Here is a 21966-nt window from a genome sequence, read left to right as displayed (position 1 = left end):
GCCTCGCCAGGACCCGGCTGCACAATCCGCTACGCTGTCGGCAAACTCAGCTGACGGACGGCGTCCTGCAATAGAACGACCCGTCGTGGAGATGACCTCCGGCGAATGATGTGAAACCGGGGTCTGCGTGAGCCGCGCCTGCATCTGAGGAGTTGGCCAGGGTTAGGTCGCCCGGACCTTCGCCGCTGTCGGACTCACTGAGACGAGCGAGCCAAGCTTATGTAAATCAGACCGCCCGCCAAGGCGCGGAAACGGATCGCATCGACACGGAGAAAGCGGACGTGACCCCGCAGGGTATCTGCCGCCTCTACGAAGCCGTGGCTCTCCAGATCGGCCGCGTTCCGGGCCAGTTCGCGAGCCGCCAGTTCACTTCGAGTGGCGAACTTCAGCAGCCTGCCGGATCCGTTCTGTTGCATAGCAACAAGATGGGATGCCCATCTCTGCGGCGCAACAAACGCGCTCTGGTCGAGGAGCAAAGGTCTTGTGATCTGACGTCATAGCTGCGAACGGGCGGCCTGAGGGGCGATCACCAGCGCATCGTCCAAGCGATCGTAAGCGCGGCGTTCAACAGCCGCTGGGCCTGTGATGCAGAGCGATCAGACCAGCTGCTCCCTGGACGGGGTAGTTGCGCGCAGACACGTCTCAGGCAGCTACGGGTCAGGCGGCTTCGGCGGCGAGACGGTCCGGCTCAGTCAGACCTCGTCATTCCGATCGAAAAAAAGAGTGTGGGCTGCGATGGGGAACAGCGAGGAACACCATGGGGAACATGGGGAACACCTCGACTGCCTAGGCCGACCCGAACACCAGCTGCATCAAGGATTTAGGTGGAGCGGGCGATCGGGATCGAACCGACGACATTCAGCTTGGGAAGCTATATGGCCCAAGTGAACCCCTCCCGATATTCAGTTAACCATCTCCTCAGAAGCCATTGATGTTGCGTGGTTTTCCTCGTTTAGAGGGGTGACATCTTCGTTGCCACGGCCCGAATACCCATGTTGTATCCCCGTTGTATCCCGGGGGATGGGCCATGGCGAAGGCGGCAGGCAGGGGCAGCTACGAGCGCGAGCGCGTGAGAATGACGGCGGCGACCGTCGAGCGCGCGGCCCGCATGATCCAGGAGGGGAAGCTCGTCGGCCGCGGCGCGGAGATCGCCGACGCGGACACCCCGGGCCTCACCCTGCGGATTACGCGTGCGGCGGGCACGTGGTACCTCCGCCACCGCAAGGGGACGTTCCGCCTCGGCTCCATGGACGCCCTGACCCTGCCGGCGGCCCGGCTCGCCGCCGACCGCGCGCGCCGGGACGTCGAGGCCGGGGTCAACCCGCGCGAGGATCTGCACGTGTTCGAGGCGGTGCTGGCCAAGGGCAAGCCGGTCGAGCTCGCCGCGGACGCTGCGTTCGCGGAGACTGTCGAGGTGCAGTCCGACGAGGACCGCCGCCGGCGCGGGCCATGGCAGTGGCAGGACCTCATGGCCGAGTTCCTCGCATCGAAGCTGCCTGACCTAAAGGAGAGCTACCGGCGCAGCTACTCGGCCTACCACACCGGCCCCGAGTTCGAGCCAATCGAGAGGCTGGAGCTGGCCTCGATTGAGATCTCGGATCTGGAGGAGTTGCGCGACCGCGTGATTGAATCCCGCACCCTCTCCGCCGCGGCCCGCGTCGTCGCGCAGTGCAAGGAAGCGCTGACCTGGGGGTGGCGCAGTCATGCGACGCGCTCGGGGCTCGCGGACGAAAAGCACGCGTGGTGGCAGGAGCGCTGGCACATCGAGTACAGCTCGAAGGCTCGCGAGCACACGCCGACGATCCAGGAGCTCGTCCGAACGCTGCTCGTCATCGAGCATCACCGTACCCTCAGCTCGACTGACCAGGAGACCGAGAACGGCATGCTGGCAGCCGTCTGGGCAGTCGTCCTGACCGGGCAGAGGACGGGCAGCCTCGGACGCACCCGGCGCGACGGCATCATCCCCATGCCCGACATGCCCGGCTGGGAGGTTTGGACTTGGACCGCGAAGGAAATGAAGAGCGGCCGGAAGGGAGGCCGCCCGCACGCCCTGCCGATCCCGCCGGCCGCGATCGCGGCGATCGATCGGCTCGGGGCGGACCCGTCATCGCCGTGGCGCTTCCCCAGTCGGGTCGACGGTAAGCACGTGACCCCGGCCGGGTTCACCGGCCTCTTCCATCGGTTGGAGGGCAAGACGAAGGCCGGCAAGACGAAGAAGGGCAAGAAGGGGCCGCTGTTCAAGCGTCCCCACGGCAACCTGTTCGAGCGCTACGGCATCAGGGTCTGGACCCCGCACGATGCCCGGCGCACGCTCGGGACCTTCCTCGACGAGGAGCAGCTCGGGGGCGCTGGCTCGGCGATCCTGGCGCACGCGCGGGACAAGACCGAGAACCGCGAGGAGGCACGCATCGAGGACGTGACCCGCAAGGTGTACGCTCGGGCTCAGCGCCTGAAGCTTAAGGCGAGCGGCATGGCCCCCTGGGTCGACCACGTCCTGGAGCACTACGAGCGCGAGCGCGCCCGCTTCAAGCCCCTTCCCCTGCCATGAGCGACCCCATCACGATTACAGTCCGCCTCCACGCCGACGGCGAGCTCGTCGTCTCGTCGCCGGGGACGCCCCCGACCCGCATCGTCGCCATCCGCGAGAAGCGCGCCCGGGCCGCGGGGCAGCGGGTCGCCGAGCTCGTCGAAGAGGCCCTGCAGACCCGTGACCATGCCCGTCAGGGACCGACTTCCAGATAGGTCGTCGCCACTAGTCGGCCATTCTCGTCCAGGCGGCCGTCCGGATCCCAGATTTCCATGGAGATGACGTATTCCTCCTCCGGACCGGGTACCCGGCCGTCACCAAACCCGGCCGCGAGGAACCGCGCCCCTCTCTCGTCTGGGACTCTGTAGACGAGGCTGTCCTCGACGCTGACAGCCTGGGCCTCAGCCGTAGCTAGGCCCGACACAATGCGGTGAGCGAAGCCGCCGATGGCGCCGTCGTCCCTCCAGATTGCATAGACGACGCTTCCGCCCATCATGCTCCGCTCGATGAAGATTCTTAGCGGCTCGCCGCGGCGAAGCCGCATCGATAAACTCTTGTCGGACCAGCGGGCCTTCCCCTGGAGTTCCTTTACGAGCTCAAGCGCGGTCTGCGTGGTGTAAGGAGCCATCTGTCCTGCCTCATGCCGACGCCATCGCCGGGAGGCCTGTTGATGTAATCGCAAATACCTGTTGGAACCTGAATCAGATTTGGTTCATAATAGCTTAGCGGGCGGCCACAAATTGTCTGGATCGACAAATTTTCGGGTTTGAACATTCCCGTTTTTTTTCATGTGGTAGCCAGACCATCGTGGCCTGGACGTCCGCGATCATCGCCGGCGGACGAGAATTTTTTGAACTGGGGCGGCTAACGAGGCCTGCCGGCGGGAGCATCCCGGCATGCCCAACAACGCCTACGATCCCGCCACGATCCTGCGCGTCCTCACTGGGAGGGAGCAGTCCCGGCCCCGGCCCGCTAGGCACGTCGAGGACGTCCCGGACCCGACGTGGCTCGCCCTATCCCTAAGGGCGCGGAGGCTCGGCCATGGCGGCACTCCGGCCGTCAGTTGGTTGGGTGCTCGCCGACGGGTTTCATGACGGTATCTCCTGAGCGGCCGCGAACCTGTCCCGGCCTGGAAGCCTGCGCAAGCCCGAGGTGCCCGGATCCAAAACGGCGCCAGAGGCCGTCCCGACCGGGTGACCCCTGGGGGCCGGGAAACACAACTCGGCGGCAGGGTATCGGGTAGCGCTAACCCAATACCCTGCGCGCGAACGAACCGGGCCACTGCCAAGCCGTTATGTCACCGGCCCGGTCTGACCCCGTCGAGCGTCGATGGCCGCGAGGCGGCTTGGAAGCCGGTGCTTCGGCGGGCTAGCCTTCCGGCGACACGAACTCGGCGCCGGCCGGCGCACGCCTCGTCACCGACGTGACTTGGCCTCCACGACCTTGAGCGACCACGATGGACGGGCAGCCCGAGACGACCACGAGCCCTGACACGACCCGTCCTGCGCGGGGCGGACCGGCCAAGCCGCAGATCGGGTTCCACCATCGCGACGCGGTGCGCCTCCTGTACATCCTGGCACTCGGGAGCGAGGAGGCCGCACACGATGGGCGCATCTTCCGCGGCGAGAAGCGGGCGATGGCTATCGACTTCCTCGTCCGCTACCCGGATTACTTGGCCGACGAACTCCTGACCCGCTTCGAGACCGAGGGCGATCCTGCCGCCCTGGATGCTGCGTCCGACATCTTCGACGCCGACGAGCCGGACCTTCGCACGGTCGCGATGGTCCGCTGGCGCCGCGGGGCCTTCCAGAACATCGAGATGCCGCTCTCGATCCTCGCGGCGCATGGCCTGGTGCGTCCGCTGAAGCAGACCACCGGCCAGCGCCGGCACGACTTCATCGTCCTTCCGACCTCGTTCGCGTTCATCGAGCGGATCGAGCGCGAGCAGCCGAGCCTTGGCTGGTATAGGTCGCGGGTCGAGCTCGTGATGACGCTGGCCGGCTTCCGGAGCGGCTCTGACCTGAAGGGCGACCAGTATCTCCATCCCGAGTACCGCGACGCCCGCCACGGGACCGAAATCCCGTCCATCAAGGAGCGCGTCCTGGCCCGGCTCCGGAGCCTCAGGGGACGATGATGAGCACGCAAGCCACGGCAGCGGAGTGGATCGAGGCCATCGCCGGCAAGGCATCCCTGCCGATGCCGGTCGTGCAGGAGGTGCTCGACCGGCACGCCGTCGAGCCTCAATCCACCTTGCCCCGTAGGAAGAGCCTCCGCATCCGCTCTGTCACGCTGAAGGGTATCAAGGAGGGCACCGTCGCCGACGGCCCGTTCGGCCAGACTTTCACTTTCGGTCCCGGGCTCTGGGCCATCGTTTCGGACCAGAACTTCAGGGGCAAGTCGACCCTGCTGGGCGTGATCCAGGGGGGCATCCGCGGCGACATCCACGAACGCGTGAAGCCGGACGTGTGGCGATGGCTGAGCAAGGCGGAGGTCGTCTTCGAGGCTAACGGCATCGGCCACCGGCTCCTCGTCACGAAGGAGGCGGGCGACCCCGACAAGGGCGCGGCCGGCAGCTTCAGCCGCGAACAGGAGGGCGGGTGGTTCACCCTGTACGAGGGCACGGTCGGGAAGCCTCTCGAACGGGCCGTCGAGGACGCCATGCTGGCGGAGTTCGGCTTCGCCAGGTTCCATGCCCACAACGAGAAGGACGGCAGCCATACCCATGGCTGGCCGGTCATCGCGTCGGCGCTGTTCGTCGACGGTCCGGGCAAGGCCGTGTTCGGCGAGCTGCTGGTCGATGCCATCCCGCTGAGGCTGCTGCAGATGTTCATGGGCCTGCCGTGGGTCAGCACCTACACGGCTGCCGCAACGGCGCTGAAGCGGCTGAGGGCGACGAAGGCCGAGCGTCCCACCGCCTCCCGCGGCCTCGGGGACAGGCTCCGGACTAGGCTCGAAGCGGTCGACGCCTCCCTTTCGTCCGCGCGCGGCCGGGTCCGCCCCGGGCCCGACCGTGCCGTCCTGCGGGCCACGATGCTTGAGCAGGACCGTCGGCTGCTGGCCCTGCGCGAGGGGATCGAGGAGACGCGGCAGGAGGCGGTCAGGGTGGACCGCCAGTTGCAGGGCGCGACGACCCTGCTCCTCGAAACGCGGAGGGCCTTGCAGCAACTCAGGGACGAGCGGGCAGCCGGCGTGGTGCTCCGGACCTTGCGCCCCGTCTGCTGCCCCTCGTGCGATGCCGGCATCGACCACAACCGGCATTCGCGGGCGGACGAGGGTTCTACCTGCGCCTTATGCGGCACGCGCCAGGCACCGGACGAGGACGAGGACGCGTTGCGGCTGGAGGAGTTGCAGCGGGACGTCGACGACGTTGAGGTCAATGTCGCGGAGCTGAGCGCCCAGGCGACCAAGGCGCAGGCGTCGCAGCGGGGGGCCGAGGCGGAGCTTTCCAAGGCCATCGAGGCGTCGCGCGCCACCGAAGCCGCCTTGCGGGCCGAGGGCTCCGCCGACCTAGAGATGGAGATCCGGGGCCTTGAGGCCCAGCGCGAGCAACTCCTCGCGCTGATCGCGGCCGAGGAGGAAGAGGAGGAGAAGGAAGAGGCTGCCACCGGCGCTCATGACGAGGCAGTGCTCCAGGCCGCCGAGGAGGTGACCAAGGATCTCTACGACGGGCTCGCGCGCGAGATCCTCGCCGACGTGTCGAGGGAGATCACCACGCTGTCCCGTTCGTTCGGCGTCCAGAACATCGAGAGCATGGACTGGGGCACCGGGGGGGCGATGCGGATCGTGCAGGGCAAGGCTCCGACCAGCTTCGGGAGGCTGTCCCCGGGAGAGAACCTGCGCGTGCGCATCGCGGCGGCGCTCGCCGTGATCGAGGTGGCCCGGCAACGCATGTACGGCCGGCACCCGGGCCTGCTGGTCCTGGATAGCCCGGGCGCGCAGGAGATGGCGCCCGCCGACTTCGCCGCGTTGCTGTCGCGCGTGCACGAGGCTATCCAGAGCGCGGGGGACATCCAGATCATCGTCGGCGCCCGTGCGGACCCGACGCTCCTCGACGTTGTCCCATGCGATCACGTGACCCACGCTCATGGCGAGCGATTCCTTTTCTGAGCCTGGCTCCGTGGCGCCGTCCGACCTGATCAGACGCCTTCTCGACGACGGCGACGCGCAAGACCTCGGCGACATCCCGGTCGACGAGCTCGCCGCGGCGGCCGCCGATCATGCGGCGGAAGTCGAGGGCGCGCGCCTCTTCGTCATCCTCGCCGAACATCCGCGAGCCGAGGCAACCACGAAGGCCCTGGTCGCGGTGGCGGAGAACGCCGACGTGCTCGCCATGATGGAGATTGCGTCTTGGCTTGGGCGCGGCGGGCAGGTTCCGCCGACGCACCGCCAAGGGCTCGGCCGGGTTTTCCTGGAACGGGCCGCCGACAGGTCGGCCCACTATGGCACCCGCTCCCAGGCGCTGAAGGCGGCGATGATCATGGCCCAGTCGGAGCGGTCGCTGCTCCGGCGCCTCCAAGCCGACCTCCTCGATCTCGACCCGTCGGACGACGGCATCTATCTCCGCCATGCGGCCAGGGTTGCCGGGGCCGTGCTGGCCCACGAGCCCGCCGACGACTTGCGCCACAAGCTGACGGAACTCGCGGATGTCGAGGACGCGGAGGACGAAGCCGCGGTCGAGCTCGGCCTCGATGCGCTGAGAACGGGGCTCGGCGCCACCACGCCGAAAACGGCGCTCGACGCCTTCGGGCGGGCCCGGGGCTGGTTTGCGCGTGCCGAGGACGCGACCGAGACGCGCCTCGATGCCCGGCTTTACCGGAACTGCCTCGACATGCTGGTGGCCTTCCAGGAAGGCCGTACCGGCGAGGATCTCCCAGAGCGGATCGACACCGTCACGCGATCGGCCTTCGAGTACACCGCCTACCTCACCGTGAATGACCGCGAGCCCGAGACGTCGTCCTGGCTCACGGCGAAGGACCTCGAACGCGTCCACTGGACTTCGCTCGCGCTCCGCCTCGGGGCGGTCACGGACAAGATCTCCCGCTCGGCGTGGCTCAAAGTCGCCGCGGTCATGGAGGAGGAGCTTCTGTCCGTCTATGCCGCGAGCCGTACCATGTTCCGGCGAGGGTCCGACGGCGGGCTAGAGCAGGTCGTGCGCCCGATGATCGTGGGCGCGATGCAGCGCGAGCTTCGTTCCCTGGACATCCTGGAGCACTGGATAGAGGAGAACGCCGGGTCCGCTTACCTGCCGGAGGCGATGTCCCTCGGGGACCTCGTGGGCCAAGCCCGGGTAGACCTCGTCACCCACCGCCCTTCCGGGGCGGCGGACGGGAGCTCACCGACCGCCGCCATCATTGAGCACCTCCCGGCGCAGGTACGCGAGACCGTCTCGGCCCGCATCGAGGCCGATGCCGTCATCCTGTACGACGAGACCGTATCCAGGACCGTCGACGAGGTGCTTGGGACAGCCCTTGCCGCCCTCGCCGGGAATGTCGACTACGGGGGGCGAGAGGATGTCCGGAGCTTCGTCGATGTACTGCTCCTAGAGGTCACACGCTTCGTCGTCTCGCGGTACAACCTCAGCAAGGCAACGTATCCCGGCGTCGCCTATCTCTTCAATCGTGACGCGGACAACCCGCCGCTGGAAGCCGATCTCCAGCATGACTTCGTCAACTTCCTCATGGGTTCGCGGCTCGCGGAGATCTGCCGACCCGAGGCCCGGGACCTCGGCGGCGGGCGCGTTGATGTCCTGTTCACCTACAGATGGATGAAGACGACGTCCGAACTGAAGCGCTCCTTCCCGAAGCTGACGCTTAGCGACTTGGTCGACCGATACGGCCCGCAAGCCATCTCGTATCAGGGCACGAACATCGCGCTTTCCATGCTGATGGTCCTCGACCTGCATGACCGAGCCGGAGCCCAGCCCGACATACGCGACCAGATTGGCGTCCATCATCGAACCGTTGCGGACAGCTCGGTGGAGACCGCAGTCGTCCTTTTCCGGGTTCAAGGGAAGCGGCATACCCCGTCGGATGTCCCGGAAGCCGCCCTAACACCATCAGGGGCCAACCAAGCGAGCGACGAGTAGCCGCTCGTGCATGAGGTATTGGGTAGCGCAAACCGATATGGCGGCCCCTAATCACTCTAGGTTGCTTCAGTGCGGAGCTTCGATGCGTGGGAGCAAAACAATGGCTCCGGCTATCATCACCAACGTCTCAACCAAAGCTGACAGAGGCAAACGCCGACCGTTTACCATGCCTCCAATCGGGCCTTCCCTCGGCTGGTGCCTGGGCCTAATTTTCAGGGCGTGCACAAGACGCCCCCTGACCTAGTGCTCAGGGATGACACATCGTGAGCGATACTGCCGGTGAGATGACCTAGCCCCTGTCCTCGTGCGCAGGGATGACAGCGTGTCTTTTACAGCCTTCAAGTGATCGAGATTTACCCGCCCTAGTGGGCGAGGTGTTCAGAGGGCCCCGGGGCGATGCCGGGGCTCTTCTCGTTATACGCCTCTGCACGCGGGCTTGCCCGCGGGTGGGGCCTGCGCGACCCTCTCGGCATGCCCGACTATCACGACCACCCCGAGCCCGCGCTGTCCCGCGCGCTGCGGGAGCGCCGGCATGCCCTCGGCGATCCCGAGGCGTGGGAGCCCGCTCGCGCGGAGGCGCTCGCGGACGGGGCAGGCTACGATGCCGAGACCGCCCTGCGCGTCTTGCGGGGATGACCCCGCCACGGCGGCCGGCCTGCCACGAGGAGGACTTGGTGCTGATGGTCCGCCTGAGCGCCGACAGCGAGCTGGTCGTCGCGTCGCCTGGGATGCATCTGCACCGGGTCGTCGCCATACGGGCGAAGCGCGGGGCCGCGCCGCGGGGCAGCGGGTCGCCGAACTCGTCGAGGAAGCCCTGCAGGCACAGGGGCGCGGATGAGGGCGTACGTGGTGCTTCGGAATCCCTGGACGACGTTCTTGGTTTGGTCCAGGTTAGCTGGGCAGCATGCCGCCGGAGCGGATCGTGGAGCCCACGAAGGTTTACGTCGATGAGCGCGACCCCACGATCAATCCAAACGTTCTCGGCCGCAAGGAGGTCGTCCTCAAAGACGGGCAGAAGGATCGCTCGAAGGTTCGACGGATCGCGCGCCTGACGAGCGTCCGCGACCGGCACACCGGTGAGCACCATCACGACGCGCTGAGCATCAAGACGATCGCCCTCTCGAAGGAGGCGTGCACGGTCGACCTGACCCGCTCCGTCCAACTCGATGGTGAGGAGACCAATCGGCTCGCGGACTTCCTCGCGGCGGCGCGCAGCGGGGCCCTCCCGCCCTCCACCGGCGGCTACATCGTGATGCCGACGCGAGGCGGGCCCAAGGACGTGATGCAGGCGCTGCGCGACCTCGCCGCGCCGGATCGGCTCGACGCGCTGACCATGCTCCTGCGGGAGGCCTCGGAGAAGCCCGACGTCCTCGGCGCTCTCGTCTCCCGGCTCGCCCGGGACGATGGGTTCATCGAGAAGGCGGCCGCCGCCATGAACCTCGCCGTCTACCGTGAGGTGGTCGACCGGTTCGAGGCTATGATCGAGGCTCCCGACACGAGCGAAGGCGACTTCCAGGCGCTGCTCGAACGGCACCCCTGGCTGTTCGGGAGCGAGTACAGCTGCATCCTCGACCGGCGCCGGTGGACGCGCGACGAGATCGCCGACTTCGTGCCGCGGCGGACGACGGACGGCCGGGTCGAGCTCATCGAGATCAAGACCCCCCTGAAGGGGAAGGCACTCTTCACCTTCGACACCTCGCACAAGGTCTGGGCGCCCGGCAGCGACCTGACGCGGGTGGTGGCCCAGGCCGAAAACTATTTGGAAAAGCTCGACCGGAACCGGGACTCGATCCTCGCCAACGACGGGGAGGACGTTACCAAGATGCGGGCCCGCATCATCATCGGCAGAGACCTGAACGACGACCAGCGGTCGGCCCTGCGGCGGCACAACGGCCACCTCCATCGCATCGAGATCCTGACCTTTGACGCGCTGCTCGCGATCGCCCGGCGGGTTCTGCGGCACTTCGAGGAAGCCCAGAAAGTCTGAGGTTGCGCCCGGCACAGCACAGAGCCCAAGGGGAAGAGGAGCGGGACCAAGCGCTGACGCAGAGATCAGCGGCGCCCGGGGTGCACGGTGTCGCGCAGGTCGGCAAGCGCCCGGTCGGCCCGGGCCAGGGTCCCGAGGACTGCCGTGGCAGAGACGAACGTCGCGGTCGCGACGAGGCCCGCAGGCGCCTTAGATCAAGAGCATGTCCACAAGGCCGCTTTGCTCGCGAGGTGCCCATGGCTCTTCAGGACGACCGTGATCGCCCCGGCGAGCTGGCGGTCGTCGTGGCCGATGGCGCGCCCGCGGGCGAGGGTCTCCTGGACGAGGGCGGCCGGTTCCTGTGGGGTGAGAGCCTGCCCGAACATGGCGACCTCGATCGCCGGGCGGCCGTCCACCGGCAGTGCGACGAGCGCGGCCGCTACGTCGTCGTAGACCATGACGGGGGGCCTCATTGAGTTCGTCACCCCGACTGCCGCAAAGGCGGCGACGACGTCGGGCTCTCCGCACCTGGCGCCGACGACCCGGCCCCGGAACACCGTCTGCGCCGGTTTTGGGAGCCGATAGAAATCCCACGCCGCCCGGTGCTCTTCGCTCGCGCTCGCCATCGTTCGCCCCTCCGCTACCCCTCCGACCAAGTGTAGCATCGGCGAACGATTCGCGATGGGAAGGGGCCGGCCCCCAACGTCCAGGGATATCTTCACCACGCCCCCCGATCGCGCGTTGCCTCGGGAGTCCCCGCCTGCCAGGGTAACCGCCTCACCGCAGGGATCGCCCTCGTGTTCGCAGCTCGCTTGTTACGGAAACGGATAGCCGCCGCCTGAGCCCTGCTCGGCGCGCCTCTTCGCGCATCCTGATCCCGTACCTGCGAGCTCCTCCCGTGACCAAGCATGCTGCCTCGTCGGCCGCCGCCGTGCGCGCCGCCATCCTCGACCCGCGCCCGTTCGCCGGGCCCCGTGACGGTCAGGGCACCCGCACCCGCGTGCAGCTTCTCTACGGCGGAGGGATGCTCGGCCACGACGCCGTCACGGATCTGCGCGCCCGCCTTCAGCCGCTCCTCGGCGCGCCGGGCCTGCGCGACCGCACGCACGCCGCGCTGACCGCCGCATTCGAGGAGGCCACCGTCGGCAGGATCTCCACGCTGGAGCGCATGCTCGCGAGCGAGGCCCTCCGCAACAGCCTGCCGACGCCGACGCTCGCGCTCGTGCGGGACGTGGGCGGGGTGCTCGTGTTCCACCTCGCCGAGCTGGGCTGCGAGCTCGCCTCGGCCAGGCTGGCGGCCGAGCTCCTCTCGACTGCGGCCGCGCAAGTCCGGGCCGCCCAGCTCGACCGCGCCTTCCTTGTCGTGCGGCACGCGCTGCTGCGCGCCGAGGACGCCCAAGCCACGTTCCGGGACGTGCCATACGTGCCCGGCCCCAGCTATCCGAGGCTTGAGAGCTTCGACGTGGAGGCGGCCGCGTGGGTGCAGGCTTGGACGACGTTCGGGTCGGCGCTCCGCATGGTAGAGGACGAGGACACGATCCTGCGCGGGGGCGCCGGGCAGCGGGTCGAGCCCCCCGTCGTGCAGGACGGCGACCTCGCCCTCGATCTGCCGGATGTGCCGCCGGGGCAGCTCTCCGCGGAAGAGATCCTCGCCGTTGCTAACGCGCGCCGGATCCTCGACGAGGGCGCACGCCGTCGGGCGGCCCGGCCAGCCCTGTCGCTCGTCGTCTTCCCCGTGATGACGCACCTGCCGGAGCCGTCGAAGAGCATCCGCGACCGGGGCGACAGCCCGCGCGCGCTCGCCGAGCCGTGGGCCGGCAAGCCCATGCCGCTCGTGTCGGCGCCGGATCCGGCAGCCTTCGTCAAGCGCCTGCGCGCCCGCTTCCCGTGGGCGGTCGAGGCGGTCGAGGCCTACGCGGCCGACCTTGTCGGTGCCCCCTACGCCCGGTTTTCCCCGCGGATCCTCGTCGGCCCAGCCGGCTGCGGGAAGACGGCGTTCGCGCGGGCCGTGCTTGAGGCGGCCGGGCTCGACGTCACCGTCTACGCCGGTGCAGGCCAGATGGATGGCGGCAGCTGGGCTGGTACCAGCAGAATGTGGGGATCCTGGCGCCCGTCCGTGCCGGCCCAGGCATGCCTCCGCTTCGGGAAGGCCTCCCACGGCATCGTCGTCGACGAGGTCGAGAAGGCGGGCGACAGCCGCCGATGGGGCCGCCTCGACGAGACGCTCCTCCCGTTCCTGGAGAGGGGCAGCACGGCCCGGGCGATCCACGATCCAGCGTTCGAGTGCGCCCTCGACCTCTCGCCCGTCTCCTATGTCCTGACCGCCAACTCGCTCGACGGGCTCTCCGCCCCGCTGCGCGACCGTTGCCAGGCCCTGGAGTGGAAGGCTCCGCGCGCGGAGGACCTGCCGGTCGTCGCCGCGGCGATCCTCGACGAGCTCCGGCGCGAGCGCGGCTTCGACGAGGCGTGGTGCCCCGCCCTCGATGGGGGCGAGCTCGACGTCCTCTCGGCATGGCGCGGCGGCAGCCTGCGCCCCCTGCGCCGGATGATCGAGGCGGTGGTGGCCAGCCGCGAGCTCTTCGCGCGCCGCCTCCCGAACTGAGGGGGGCGTGCCGTGGAGAGCTCCGACACGCTCGACGTCATCGCGTCGCGGATCCGCGCCGCCTGGGAGAGCGGCCGGGTCTGCTCCCTCGTCGGCCGCGGCTGCCGCGCCCGCGTCGTCCGCATCGGCCGGCTCGTCGAGGCCGGCCGGCTCGATCCCGCCCTCGGCCTGCGGCTTGCCCGCGAGGTCGAGGCCCTGGCTTTCTGTTTCGCCCCCCTGCCGCCGGAGCCCATGCCGTGATCGCCGAGGAATTTCTGAGCATCGCCGGGCCCGCCCTGCGCCACCACCGGGGCGCCGACAGCGTCACCGTCCTCGCGGTCGAGCCTTCGCCGCACGGGCCGCTCGTCCGGTGGCAGGGGCCGCTCCTCGCCGTCGAGCGGGAGCGCAGGGCCGACGGACCCAGCACGTTCGTCGGTCCCCTTCCGAGGCCCTTCCTGCTCGACCTGCTCGCACGCGTCCTCGCGTGCCGATGGCGAGACGGCGCGCCCCGGTGCCCGCCGGACTGGCAGCAGCGCCTGGCCAGGCGGCACCGGCGCGTGTTCGGCCAGGGCTGCTTCGAGTGCGGCCCGGGATGGAAGTGGCTGTGGGAAGGCGCGGCCGAACTCCTGCGCGAGCACGGCATCGCCGACGGCTTCCACACCACGCAGATGAAGGAGAAGTTCGGCTCGGCGCGCTGGTACTACGACGCCAACGAAGACTGCGAATACACGGCGAATACTGTCGATGCCGTCGAGCATCTATCCGCCTACATCTGCGAGGAATGCGGGAAGCCCGGCCGCGTACGCCAGGGAGGCTGGCTCCGGTGCCTGTGCCCGGAGCACGCCAACGGCAGGCGGGTGGTCGGCGGTGGCTGACGTCTACCGCAACCGCACCCGCTGCCGGTGGAGCGTCCGCATTTCCGGACGCGTGGTCGGCCACCGGCTCGGGGTCGTCCTCATCGGTGTCGCCTTCCGGGCATCCGAGGTGGCCCGCCTCCGGTGCCTGCGGGCGGGCGCGCGCGACGTCCATGCGTGGGCCTCCGGCGAACTCGCCGACCTGCCCCGGCCGCCGGGCGCGCGCCGGCTCAGGTACCGGCTCACGGAGAGCGGCTTCCGGATCGAGGGGCGGGTCGTCGTACGAGCGGCGGCCGCGTGGTTCGAGGCAGACGGCACCGCCTGGTGCGAGGGGGGAGAGTGATGGTCACGGTCTGGATCCTGTCCGACCTGCACGTCGACGCGACGCCGTGGACGCCGCCGCCGGGCCCGCGCGTGGACATTGCGATCGTCGCCGGAGATGTGGCCGACGGCCTCACCCGGAGGGCGCTCCCGTGGCTGGCGGAGCACGTCGTCCCCCGGGCGCGGGAGGTCGTCTATGTGCCGGGCAATCACGACATGTGGCGCGCGCGCTACCCGGACGAGCTCGCCAGCGCCCGGGACCTCGCCGAGGCCGCAGGGATCACGCTCCTCGACAGCGGGCAGGCCTGCCTCGTCGACGGCGTCGAGATCACCGGGGCGACGCTCTGGACGGACTACGCGATCGCGGGCGAGGAGCGTCGCGAGCTCGCGATGCGCGTCGCCGGGGACCGCCAAGTCGGCATGAGGGATCACAGGCTGGTGCAGATCCGGGATCGAAACGGCACCCCCGCGCCGTTCCGGCCGCCGGCCGCGCTCGCGCTGCACCGGCAGCACCGGGCGTGCATCGAGGGGCGGCTCGCGGAGCCTTGGAACGGACCACGGATCGTCGTCACGCACCACGCTCCACACCCGCGCAGCCTCCTGCACGGCGAGGTCCGCGAGCCGATCGACGCCGCCTACGCGAGCGACCTGACGCCGCTGATGGAGGGCCCCGGCGCCCCGAACATCTGGATCCATGGGCACGTGCATCGGTCGGCCGACTACCGCATCGGGCGCACGAGGGTGATCGCCAACGCCCGCGGGCACGACACCTCGCACCGGCGCCGGGACGGCATGTGGGCCGTCGAGCTGGAGAACCCCGCCTTCGACCCCTTCCTCGTCATGGAGATCTGAGATGCGCACCTTCCTCGCCCTCGTCCTCGCCGTCGCCCCGGCGGCTGCGGAGCCCCGGCCCGCGCCGGGCCGCTACTGCGCGGTCGGCCAGGACCTCCCCGACATCTCAATCGGGCCCGGGCGCGGGGTCGGCATCGATTTGATGGACTGCGCGACCGCCACGATCGCCGACGGCCGCGTCCGGGCCCCGAGGTGTTTCGGCATGGGCGGCGCGGAGGTCCCGTACGACACCGACCTCGTCGTGTGCCCCGACGGCAGCCTGGAGCACGACGGCGCGGTCTTCCGGCGCTGCCGCTAGTCGTCGTCCCGGCCGCCGAGGGCGTCGATCTGGCGGGCCCGGCGCCGGGCCAGCTTGCGTGCCCACGAGAGCGCCCGCTCCGAGACGGCGGCTTCGCCGGAGAGCCAGCGTCGGACCTGACGGGTGTCCTTGCCGACGTCCCAGGCGAGCTCCGCGGTCCACCGGGTCCCGTAGAGCAGCTCGCCGATCGCCCGGATCTCGGCGACGGCCGCGAGCATGGGTTGGCCCCCCGTTGCCAGTACGGCCGCCTGCCCGACGAGGGCCTGCGCAGTCGGGCGCGCCTCGGCCCGGGCCCGCGCGATCCGGCGTTCGCTGTGCAGATACCCATAAAATGAGCTGGCACTCCAGATGCGATTGCCTTTTTCGAGCCCCTCTGGCCCCATAATTCGCGACGATGCAAACCCATAAAGCGGCAAGCGAAGCCCTGTCAGACCCCATAATTTGGGACACGGTTATCAAGCCCGCGAAGGATGACTTGACCGGGTGCGGCTCGATCCGGGCCGATCGCAGGATCATCCGAGACACCTTGGACTGCCGTGCGCGGTCAAGTCATCCTTCGCGGGCGGCTTGGTACGGTCTTCGGTGAAGGGCGCCGCGACGGCGCGGCGGCTAATCAGATCGCATCCGCAACGAGGTTTGTCCGGGCAGCATGCATGGCGGCGCGCAGGGGCGGAACGATAGGCATCCGGTAAGGGTGCCGACTGGTCAAGGGAAACACCCGACCGATGCGGTCAAGGTATAGCCGCGGTCGGGCGAACACAGGTCTCCGGGGCGATGAGGGAAAATCCGATCAGCTTGCCCGTGTAAGGAGCCGCTTTCGCCCCAGCTTGATCCGTTCCGGTAGATCAGGCGCCGGTCGTGGCGGCCTTTTTCACCCCCGGTCGACTGGCGCGCCCGCCTTCTCCAATGCGGTGAAGCCCCCGGCGACATGGGCGACGGACCTGAGCCCCATGTCCTTGAGGGTCTTGGCGGCCAAGGCCGATCGGTTGCCCGAGCCGCAGTAGAGAACCAGCCTCCTGCCATCCCCGAGCTCGGCCTTGTGGGTCGGGCTCTTCGGATCGGCCTGGAACTCTAGGAAGCCGCGCGGCACATGGACCGCGCCGGCGATCCTGCCGGTCTTGGCCAATTCTTCGCCTTCCCGAACGTCGACGAGCACCGTGTCGGTCTGGCCGAGGCGTGCGAGCGCCTCCTCGGCCGATAGAGTCTCCACCTCGCGGTTGGCTTCCGCCACCAAGTCCTTCGCGCTCTTCGTGGTCATGGTCATCTCCGTCACGCGCCCCAGGCCGCGCCGTCGAGGGCGTCCAGCGGGATCTTCAGGTAACGCCGGCCGTTCGCCTCGGGCTCGGGCAGGCGGCCGCCACGGATGTTTACCTGCAGGGAATGCAGGATGAGCTTGGGCATCGGCAGTTCGCGGTCGCGGGCCTCGCGCATGCGGACGAACGCCTCCTCGCTCGGGGTCTCGACGAGGTGTGGGTTCTCCGCCCGTTGCCGGGCGACCGTGCTCTCCCAGGCCGCCTCGCGCCCACCCGGGCGGTAATCGTGCCCGGTGAACAGCCGGGTCTCCTCCGGCAGAGCCAGGATGCGCTGGATGCTGCGCCAGAGTGCGTGCGCGCTGCCGCCCGGGAAGTCGGCCCGCGCCGAGCCGCTGTCGGGCATGAACAGGGTGTCGTGGATGAAGGCGGCGTCGCCCACCCGGTAGGCGATGGAGGCCAGGGTATGGCCCGGCGTGAACATCACCTCGGCGTCGAGGTTGCCGATCCGGAAGCGCTCGCCGTCGGCGAAGAGCCGGTCCCACTGCGAGCCGTCCGTCCGGAACGTGTCGGGCAGGTTGTAGAGCCCCTTCCAGAGCCGCTGCACCTCGACCACCTTCTCGCCGATGGCGGTCGGGACGCCGGTCTTGTCGTGCAGGTGGCCGGCCGCCGAGAAGTGGTCGGCGTGCGGGTGGGTGTCGAGGATCCACTCCAACTCGTAGCCCTCGCGCTCGATATGGGCGAGCAGGGCGTCGGCGGAGCGGGTGGCGGTCGCCCCGGACTTCGGGTCGAAGTCGAGCACCGGGTCGATGATGGCGCAGCGCTTCGTCTCGGGATCGGCGACGACGTACTGGATGCTGCCGGTCGTCTCGTCGTGGAAGCCGGTCACGATGGGTCGACCGCGCAACGACGGGATGGTCTGGTCGGACATGGATCTCCTCCTTCCGAGTTCAGGTTGTGGCTCCGAGGAGCGGCAGGGCTCCGCGGGCGACCACGTAGAGGCCGACCAGGATCACGAGGCCGGCGAAGGTGAGGGTCAGGGCGCGCTTGTGCTGGCTGAGCCGTCGGCCGAGGCCGGCACCGACGAGGCCGCCGAGCACGCCGCCCAGGACGAACAGGCCGGCCAACGGCCAGTCGATCAGGCCTGAGACGGCGTAGCTTGCCGCGGTGGCGGCTCCGAAGGCGCTGACCGCCACCAGCGAGGTGCCGATGGCCATCGGCAGCGGCATCGAGGTCGCCAGCATCAGGCCCGGCACGATCAGGAATCCCCCGCCGATGCCGAAGAAACCGGAGAACAGGCCCACAGCGAAGCCGATGCCGAGCAGCCAGGGCAGGAGCACCGGGGCGCTGGCCTTGGTCAGGCGCACCTCCGGGTCGCCCTCGCCGCGCCGCTTGCGCAGCATCAGCCCCCCGACCACGAGCATCACCACCCCGAACAGCGCCAGCAGGCTCTGCCCATCGACCGCCTTGGCTGCCGTCGAGCCGGCGAGCGCACCGAGGACGCCGGCCGCCGAGAACACCGCCGCGCAGCGCCACTTCACGTTCCCGGCCCGCCATTGCGGGACAAGGTTGCCGGCCGCGCTGACCGAGACCGCCAGGGCACTGGTGCCGATCGCCACATGGGGCGAGCTCACCCCGACCACGTAGGTCAGGAGCGGGACCGCCAGGATCGAGCCGCCCCCGCCGACGAGGCCGAGGATCACGCCGACGACCCCGCCCGAGCCGGTCGCGAGACCGGATGTGAGCAAGCCGGGCATCAAGCGTCGGCTCCCCGGACTGCCTTCGGGTTCGAGGTCGACGATGGCACGAGGCGGAACATCAGCATGCCCACGGCCATGGCGGCCACGAAGGTCGGGGCGGGGGCCGGCACCACCGAGAGGATGGTCAGGGCGGGTCCGGGGCAGAGGCCGACCAGACCCCAGCCGACGCCGAAGAGCGCGGCGCCGACGAGCAGGCGCGGGTCGAGGTCGCGCCGGGTCGGGATCTCCAACCGGGGCGCGAGCACCGGCCGGCCGCGCCGTCGCGCGACGCGGTAGCCGGCGGCCGAGACAGCGACGGCGCCCGCCATGACAAAGGCGAGGCTCGGATCCCAGCGTCCGGTCACGTCGAGGAAGGCCAGGACTTTCGCCGGGTTGGCCATGCCGGAAACGAGCAGCCCGATCCCGAACAACAGGCCGACGGTGAAGGCGGAGACGGTCTTGGCCATGGCTCAGGCTCCGAGCAGGTGACGGGTGACGAGGACGGTCAGGATGGCGACGGCCATGAAGGTGCCGGTCGCGATCAGCGAGCGGGGCGAGCCGCGACCGATGCCGCAGACGCCGTGACCGCTGGTACAGCCGGCCCCGAGGCGTGCACCGAAGCCGACGAGCAGACCTGCGACCACGATGAGCGGAAACGAGGCGCTGACCGTCACCGCCGGCAGGCTCCCGCCCAAGCCGGCGTAGACTAGCGGTGCCAGGACCAGCCCGGCCAGGAAGGCGGCTCGCCAGCCGGTCTCGCGCGAAGGCGAGGCGAGCAGGCCGCCGAGGATGCCGCTGATGCCGGCGATGCGTCCGTTGAGGAGCAGGAGCAGGGCTGCGGAAGCGCCGATCAGGCCGCCGCCGAGGAGGGCGCTCAATGGCGTGAAGCTGTCCATGGTCAGTCACTCCCGACGCGCGGCAAGGGGCACACCCGTGGGCGATGCATGATCCACACGCCGCCACTGGGGTTGTCATGGACGGGGTCCATCCCCGAACCGCGCTAGAATTAGATGATGCTTAATTAGTGACATCTAATGTAACGTCAAGAGGAGGCGATCGATGATCCCTGGAACAGCGGAGCGGGTTTCGCTTCACACAGGCGTGCGCGACAACCGGCGCATCGCTGCCGACCTCGATGCGAGCGTCCGCTGGCATGCCGAGCGCCCGCAAGACATCGGTCGCCGCCTGCGCGAGCTTGACGCGGAGTGGGACATCGAGCGGACGCTGGAGGCCAACGCCGCGACGCTGGCGCTCACCGGAACGGTGTTGGGCCTGACCACGGACCGACGGTGGCTTGCCCTGCCCCTGGCGGTGACCGCGTTCCTCCTCCAGCACGCAGTGCAGGGCTGGTGCCCGCCCTTGCCGGTCCTTCGGCGCCTCGGCTTCCGTACGGCTCGTGAGATCGAGGTCGAGCGCAACGCCCTGAAGGCGCTCAGAGGTGATTTCGGCCCTATCGGACCGGGTCCGGGTGACCACGACAGCCGGGCAAGCCACGCCCTCATGGCAGCTAGGCTCTGACGAGAGGGCGCCGGAACGGCTTCCCGTTCCCCGCGCTACGGGTGGATGTAGGCGAAACCCATGCCCTGCAGGCGCGCCAACTCGGCGACGCCGCTCGGCACGATGTCGTCCTCGCCCACCGCATAGAGAGCGCCGCGGTCGATCTTCCGCTCCCTCAAGGTATTGGCGCAGACCAGGAACCTGACGCCCGCGGCCTTGAGGGCGTCGATGCGTCCGGCGAGTTCCTTGTCCTCGGCGGCGGCCTGGAACAGAGCCAACCCGTCGCCGAGGCTCACCACGCGGATCTCGACGTGATCCTTGCCCACGGCGTCGACGTGGTTCCGCAGGTTGCCGAGCAGGCGCTTGAAGTAGGCGGCTCCGTCGGGGCCGCCGCCGTTATGATAGATCACCTTCTGGTTGGCGTAGTACCCGGCCGGGGCTTTCGAGCCGGCGTGGGCGGCCCCCATGCCGAGGGTTGCGAGAAGGACCGCGAGCGCCAGGCTCCTAAAGACCGTCGTCATCCGGCTCTCCGTCGTCGGTGAATGGCTCCGGCGCCTCCGAGGCGCGGGCGGACAGGCTATCGAGCCGCGCATGGTCGAGGCCGTCGTCCGGCTCCGGTCCGGCCGACGCGCCGCTCCCGAGGCTGCCGGTCGTCTCCGGCGCGACTTGCCGCGTGGCGTGGCTGGTGCCTCGTGACCCGAGCACCACGACCTTGGTGCCGGTGGGCACGCGCCGGTGCAGGTCGATCACGTCCTGGTTCAGCATGCGGATGCACCCCGAGGAGACCGCCTCGCCGATGCTCCAGGGCTCCGTGGTGCCGTGGATGCGGTAGAGCGTGTCCTTGCCGTCCTTGAACAGGTAGAGCGCACGCGCCCCGAGCGGGTTCCTGTCGCCGCCGGGCATGCCGCCGGCCCAGCGTCCGTTGCGGGCCGGGTCACGCCGGATCATGTCGGGCGTCGGCGTCCAGCGCGGCCAGGATGCCTTGCGGGCGACCGTCGCCTCGCCGGTGAACTCGAAGCCGGCCTTGCCGACCCCGACGCCGTAGCGCATCGCCTTGCCGCCCTCCATGACGAGGTAGAGGAAGCGCCTGTAGGGGTCGACCACGAGGGTGCCGGGTGGCTCCTTCGTCGGGTAATCGACGACCTGGCGGACATTTCGGGCCTTGAGGTCGCGCGGATCGATCGCCTCGACGGGGAAGAGCTCGTCCGTGATGGCCGCGTATCGGCGCAGGGCATCCGGGGCGATCTGCGGCCGGGCCTCCGCGACCGGGGCCGGCGCCCCCATCGAGGCCGTGCAGGCGCCAAGCGCCGAGGCGAGCGCCACCAGCGCCGATAGACGTGAGACCCGCCGCATCACGAGCGACCCTTGGCGCGCGCCTGGGCCACAGCCTGCTTGAAGCCGTCGTAGTCAAGCGCCGCGGCGACCTTCAGCGGGCCGATCAGGAAGACCGGCGTGCCCTGCAGGCCGAGGGCATCGGCCTGGTCGAGGTTGCGCTGGAGCAAGGCGCCGATCTCGGCTTGGTGAGCCCGCCGGTCCTCCTCCAGGCGGCCCATGTCGACGCCCGAGGCGGCCACCGCCTCCAGCATCCGCTCCTTCGGGATCTTGCGGCCGGGGATGCCCATAAGCGCCCTGTGCACGGCGTCGTAGCGGCCCTGGTATTTCGCCGCGAGGGCGAGCTGGGCGCCGTAGACGGAAGCGTCGCCGAGGATCGGCCAGTCCTTGTGGACGACGCGGATGCGCCCGTCCTCCTTCACCAGGCGGGTGAGGTCGGGCTCAGCCTTCTTGCAGAAGGGGCAGTTGTAATCGAGGAAGGCGACGATGGTCAGGTCGCCCTTCGGGTTGCCGGAGATCGGCGCTTCCGGGTCGTTGAGGATGGCGTTCGCATCGATGCCTTGAGCGAAGGCCTCCTCCGTATGCGGCGCCAGCGAGAGCAGGGCGGGCGCGAGCGCGACGGCGGGCAGAAGGGCGAGCAGGGTCCTGCGGTCCATGACGGTCT

Annotated in this window: 25 protein-coding genes; 14 read left to right on the top strand and 11 right to left on the bottom strand. The window is 69.4% G+C overall.

Annotation, left to right across the window (positions count from 1 at the left end; genetic code table 11):
- The first annotated feature begins 1027 nt into the window (after nt 1–1027).
- Together MOX02_RS09190 and MOX02_RS09185 are read left to right on the top strand one after the other, a co-directional pair.
- A complete protein-coding gene (locus tag MOX02_RS09190; RefSeq protein WP_147025490.1) occupies nt 1028–2548 on the top strand; it encodes an integrase arm-type DNA-binding domain-containing protein in 1521 nt (506 codons plus the stop codon).
- Nucleotides 2545–2742, top strand: a complete 198-nt coding sequence (locus MOX02_RS09185) for a hypothetical protein (protein ID WP_147025489.1) — start codon at nt 2545–2547, stop codon at nt 2740–2742. The genes MOX02_RS09190 and MOX02_RS09185 overlap by 4 nt, the downstream gene beginning before the upstream one ends.
- Here the strand turns inward: MOX02_RS09185 and MOX02_RS09180 are convergent.
- Nucleotides 2721–3155: a hypothetical protein gene (locus MOX02_RS09180; protein WP_147025488.1), complete on the bottom strand. Its 435-nt coding sequence runs from the start codon at nt 3153–3155 to the stop codon at nt 2721–2723. The genes MOX02_RS09185 and MOX02_RS09180 overlap by 22 nt on opposite strands.
- 828 nt (nt 3156–3983) lie before the next feature.
- Here MOX02_RS09180 and MOX02_RS09175 point away from each other — a divergent pair.
- The 5 genes from MOX02_RS09175 to MOX02_RS09160 all read left to right on the top strand — a co-directional run bounded on the left by MOX02_RS09175 (nt 3984) and on the right by MOX02_RS09160 (nt 10599).
- Nucleotides 3984–4661 (top strand): hypothetical protein, encoded by a 678-nt coding sequence (locus tag MOX02_RS09175; RefSeq protein ID WP_147025487.1) that lies wholly within the window; start codon nt 3984–3986, stop codon nt 4659–4661.
- Complete coding sequence (locus MOX02_RS09170; RefSeq protein WP_147025486.1) at nt 4661–6634, top strand: hypothetical protein; 1974 nt, start codon at nt 4661–4663, stop codon at nt 6632–6634. The genes MOX02_RS09175 and MOX02_RS09170 overlap by 1 nt, the downstream gene beginning before the upstream one ends.
- A complete protein-coding gene (locus tag MOX02_RS09165; protein WP_147025485.1) occupies nt 6612–8612 on the top strand; it encodes a hypothetical protein in 2001 nt (666 codons plus the stop codon). Before MOX02_RS09170 ends, MOX02_RS09165 begins: the two co-directional genes overlap by 23 nt.
- A 471-nt stretch (nt 8613–9083) precedes the next feature.
- Complete coding sequence (locus MOX02_RS31120) at nt 9084–9248, top strand: hypothetical protein (RefSeq protein WP_170267760.1); 165 nt, start codon at nt 9084–9086, stop codon at nt 9246–9248.
- Nucleotides 9249–9534: 286 nt separating this feature from the next.
- Nucleotides 9535–10599, top strand: coding sequence for a Shedu immune nuclease family protein (locus tag MOX02_RS09160; RefSeq protein WP_147025484.1), 1065 nt, complete (start codon nt 9535–9537; stop codon nt 10597–10599).
- Nucleotides 10600–10793: 194 nt separating this feature from the next.
- Here MOX02_RS09160 and MOX02_RS09155 read toward each other — a convergent pair whose 3' ends face one another.
- Nucleotides 10794–11051, bottom strand: a complete 258-nt coding sequence (locus tag MOX02_RS09155) for a hypothetical protein (protein ID WP_170267758.1) — start codon at nt 11049–11051, stop codon at nt 10794–10796.
- 425 nt (nt 11052–11476) lie between these two features.
- Between MOX02_RS09155 and MOX02_RS09150 the strand changes: the two genes are divergently transcribed.
- From MOX02_RS09150 to MOX02_RS09125, 6 genes are read left to right on the top strand one after another with little or no spacing between them, the layout of a single operon-like run.
- Nucleotides 11477–13180 (top strand): AAA family ATPase, encoded by a 1704-nt coding sequence (locus MOX02_RS09150; RefSeq protein WP_147025482.1) that lies wholly within the window; start codon nt 11477–11479, stop codon nt 13178–13180.
- 12 nt (nt 13181–13192) lie between these two features.
- Complete coding sequence (locus MOX02_RS09145) at nt 13193–13420, top strand: hypothetical protein (protein WP_147025481.1); 228 nt, start codon at nt 13193–13195, stop codon at nt 13418–13420.
- Nucleotides 13417–14034, top strand: a complete 618-nt coding sequence (locus MOX02_RS09140) for a hypothetical protein (protein WP_147025480.1) — start codon at nt 13417–13419, stop codon at nt 14032–14034. The genes MOX02_RS09145 and MOX02_RS09140 overlap by 4 nt, the downstream gene beginning before the upstream one ends.
- On the top strand, nt 14027–14356 hold the full coding sequence (locus MOX02_RS09135) for a L5-gp82 domain-containing phage-derived protein (RefSeq protein WP_147025479.1): 330 nt from the start codon (nt 14027–14029) through the stop codon (nt 14354–14356). Before MOX02_RS09140 ends, MOX02_RS09135 begins: the two co-directional genes overlap by 8 nt.
- Nucleotides 14356–15186, top strand: a complete 831-nt coding sequence (locus tag MOX02_RS09130; protein WP_238179409.1) for a metallophosphoesterase — start codon at nt 14356–14358, stop codon at nt 15184–15186. Before MOX02_RS09135 ends, MOX02_RS09130 begins: the two co-directional genes overlap by 1 nt.
- 1 nt (nt 15187) lies before the next feature.
- A complete protein-coding gene (locus tag MOX02_RS09125) occupies nt 15188–15484 on the top strand; it encodes a hypothetical protein (RefSeq protein WP_147025477.1) in 297 nt (98 codons plus the stop codon).
- On the opposite strand, the gene MOX02_RS32110 is transcribed toward MOX02_RS09125, so the two are convergent.
- From MOX02_RS32110 to MOX02_RS09095, 6 genes are all read right to left on the bottom strand, one after another.
- Nucleotides 15481–15702, bottom strand: a complete 222-nt coding sequence (locus MOX02_RS32110) for a hypothetical protein (protein ID WP_238179410.1) — start codon at nt 15700–15702, stop codon at nt 15481–15483. The two genes, MOX02_RS09125 and MOX02_RS32110, sit on opposite strands and share 4 nt — an antisense overlap.
- Before the next feature lie 653 nt (nt 15703–16355).
- Nucleotides 16356–16742 carry a rhodanese-like domain-containing protein gene (locus MOX02_RS09115; protein ID WP_147025476.1) on the bottom strand — a complete coding sequence of 129 codons (387 nt, stop codon included), beginning with the start codon at nt 16740–16742 and terminating at the stop codon, nt 16356–16358.
- Between the two features lie 11 nt (nt 16743–16753).
- Nucleotides 16754–17665: an MBL fold metallo-hydrolase gene (locus tag MOX02_RS09110; protein ID WP_147025475.1), complete on the bottom strand. Its 912-nt coding sequence runs from the start codon at nt 17663–17665 to the stop codon at nt 16754–16756.
- 19 nt (nt 17666–17684) lie between these two features.
- Nucleotides 17685–18491, bottom strand: coding sequence for a sulfite exporter TauE/SafE family protein (locus MOX02_RS09105; RefSeq protein ID WP_147025474.1), 807 nt, complete (start codon nt 18489–18491; stop codon nt 17685–17687).
- A complete protein-coding gene (locus MOX02_RS09100; protein ID WP_147025473.1) occupies nt 18491–18940 on the bottom strand; it encodes a YeeE/YedE family protein in 450 nt (149 codons plus the stop codon). Before MOX02_RS09100 ends, MOX02_RS09105 begins: the two co-directional genes overlap by 1 nt.
- 3 nt (nt 18941–18943) lie before the next feature.
- Entirely contained in the window at nt 18944–19369 is a 426-nt protein-coding gene (locus MOX02_RS09095; protein WP_147025472.1) for a YeeE/YedE family protein, read from the bottom strand.
- A gap of 163 nt (nt 19370–19532) precedes the next feature.
- Here MOX02_RS09095 and MOX02_RS09090 point away from each other — a divergent pair, with 163 nt between their 5' ends.
- A complete protein-coding gene (locus tag MOX02_RS09090) occupies nt 19533–19991 on the top strand; it encodes a DUF2892 domain-containing protein (protein WP_147025471.1) in 459 nt (152 codons plus the stop codon).
- 35 nt (nt 19992–20026) lie between these two features.
- On the opposite strand, the gene MOX02_RS09085 is transcribed toward MOX02_RS09090, so the two are convergent.
- The 3 genes from MOX02_RS09085 to MOX02_RS09075 are packed head-to-tail and all read right to left on the bottom strand — an operon-like array spanning nt 20027 to nt 21958.
- The gene (locus tag MOX02_RS09085; protein ID WP_147025470.1) at nt 20027–20491 is read right to left on the bottom strand and encodes a DsrE family protein; all 465 of its coding nucleotides are present in this window, start codon (nt 20489–20491) and stop codon (nt 20027–20029) included.
- Nucleotides 20475–21323 (bottom strand): L,D-transpeptidase, encoded by an 849-nt coding sequence (locus MOX02_RS09080; RefSeq protein WP_147025469.1) that lies wholly within the window; start codon nt 21321–21323, stop codon nt 20475–20477. The genes MOX02_RS09085 and MOX02_RS09080 overlap by 17 nt, the downstream gene beginning before the upstream one ends.
- Nucleotides 21323–21958, bottom strand: coding sequence for a DsbA family protein (locus MOX02_RS09075; RefSeq protein WP_147025468.1), 636 nt, complete (start codon nt 21956–21958; stop codon nt 21323–21325). The genes MOX02_RS09080 and MOX02_RS09075 overlap by 1 nt, the downstream gene beginning before the upstream one ends.
- Between the last annotated feature and the right edge of the window lie 8 nt (nt 21959–21966).

Origin of the sequence: Methylobacterium oxalidis (assembly GCF_007992195.1) — a bacterium.
Classification (GTDB): domain Bacteria; phylum Pseudomonadota; class Alphaproteobacteria; order Rhizobiales; family Beijerinckiaceae; genus Methylobacterium; species Methylobacterium oxalidis.
The sequence above is the reverse complement of the archived record's forward strand: the minus strand, read 5'-3'. Positions and strand labels throughout refer to the sequence as shown.

Coding starts and splice junctions, on each gene's coding strand:
- MOX02_RS09190 (WP_147025490.1), top strand. CDS start 1,028: ATGGCGAAGGCGGCAGGCAGGGGCAGCTACGAGCGCGAGCGCGTGAGA.
- MOX02_RS09185 (WP_147025489.1), top strand. CDS start 2,545: ATGAGCGACCCCATCACGATTACAGTCCGCCTCCACGCCGACGGCGAG.
- MOX02_RS09180 (WP_147025488.1), bottom strand. CDS start 3,155: ATGGCTCCTTACACCACGCAGACCGCGCTTGAGCTCGTAAAGGAACTC.
- MOX02_RS09175 (WP_147025487.1), top strand. CDS start 3,984: ATGGACGGGCAGCCCGAGACGACCACGAGCCCTGACACGACCCGTCCT.
- MOX02_RS09170 (WP_147025486.1), top strand. CDS start 4,661: ATGAGCACGCAAGCCACGGCAGCGGAGTGGATCGAGGCCATCGCCGGC.
- MOX02_RS09165 (WP_147025485.1), top strand. CDS start 6,612: ATGGCGAGCGATTCCTTTTCTGAGCCTGGCTCCGTGGCGCCGTCCGAC.
- MOX02_RS31120 (WP_170267760.1), top strand. CDS start 9,084: ATGCCCGACTATCACGACCACCCCGAGCCCGCGCTGTCCCGCGCGCTG.
- MOX02_RS09155 (WP_170267758.1), bottom strand. CDS start 11,051: ATGAGGCCCCCCGTCATGGTCTACGACGACGTAGCGGCCGCGCTCGTC.
- MOX02_RS09130 (WP_238179409.1), top strand. CDS start 14,356: ATGGTCACGGTCTGGATCCTGTCCGACCTGCACGTCGACGCGACGCCG.
- MOX02_RS09125 (WP_147025477.1), top strand. CDS start 15,188: ATGCGCACCTTCCTCGCCCTCGTCCTCGCCGTCGCCCCGGCGGCTGCG.
- MOX02_RS32110 (WP_238179410.1), bottom strand. CDS start 15,702: ATGCTCGCGGCCGTCGCCGAGATCCGGGCGATCGGCGAGCTGCTCTAC.
- MOX02_RS09115 (WP_147025476.1), bottom strand. CDS start 16,742: ATGACCACGAAGAGCGCGAAGGACTTGGTGGCGGAAGCCAACCGCGAG.
- MOX02_RS09110 (WP_147025475.1), bottom strand. CDS start 17,665: ATGTCCGACCAGACCATCCCGTCGTTGCGCGGTCGACCCATCGTGACC.
- MOX02_RS09105 (WP_147025474.1), bottom strand. CDS start 18,491: ATGCCCGGCTTGCTCACATCCGGTCTCGCGACCGGCTCGGGCGGGGTC.
- MOX02_RS09100 (WP_147025473.1), bottom strand. CDS start 18,940: ATGGCCAAGACCGTCTCCGCCTTCACCGTCGGCCTGTTGTTCGGGATC.
- MOX02_RS09095 (WP_147025472.1), bottom strand. CDS start 19,369: ATGGACAGCTTCACGCCATTGAGCGCCCTCCTCGGCGGCGGCCTGATC.
- MOX02_RS09090 (WP_147025471.1), top strand. CDS start 19,533: ATGATCCCTGGAACAGCGGAGCGGGTTTCGCTTCACACAGGCGTGCGC.
- MOX02_RS09085 (WP_147025470.1), bottom strand. CDS start 20,491: ATGACGACGGTCTTTAGGAGCCTGGCGCTCGCGGTCCTTCTCGCAACC.
- MOX02_RS09080 (WP_147025469.1), bottom strand. CDS start 21,323: ATGCGGCGGGTCTCACGTCTATCGGCGCTGGTGGCGCTCGCCTCGGCG.
- MOX02_RS09075 (WP_147025468.1), bottom strand. CDS start 21,958: ATGGACCGCAGGACCCTGCTCGCCCTTCTGCCCGCCGTCGCGCTCGCG.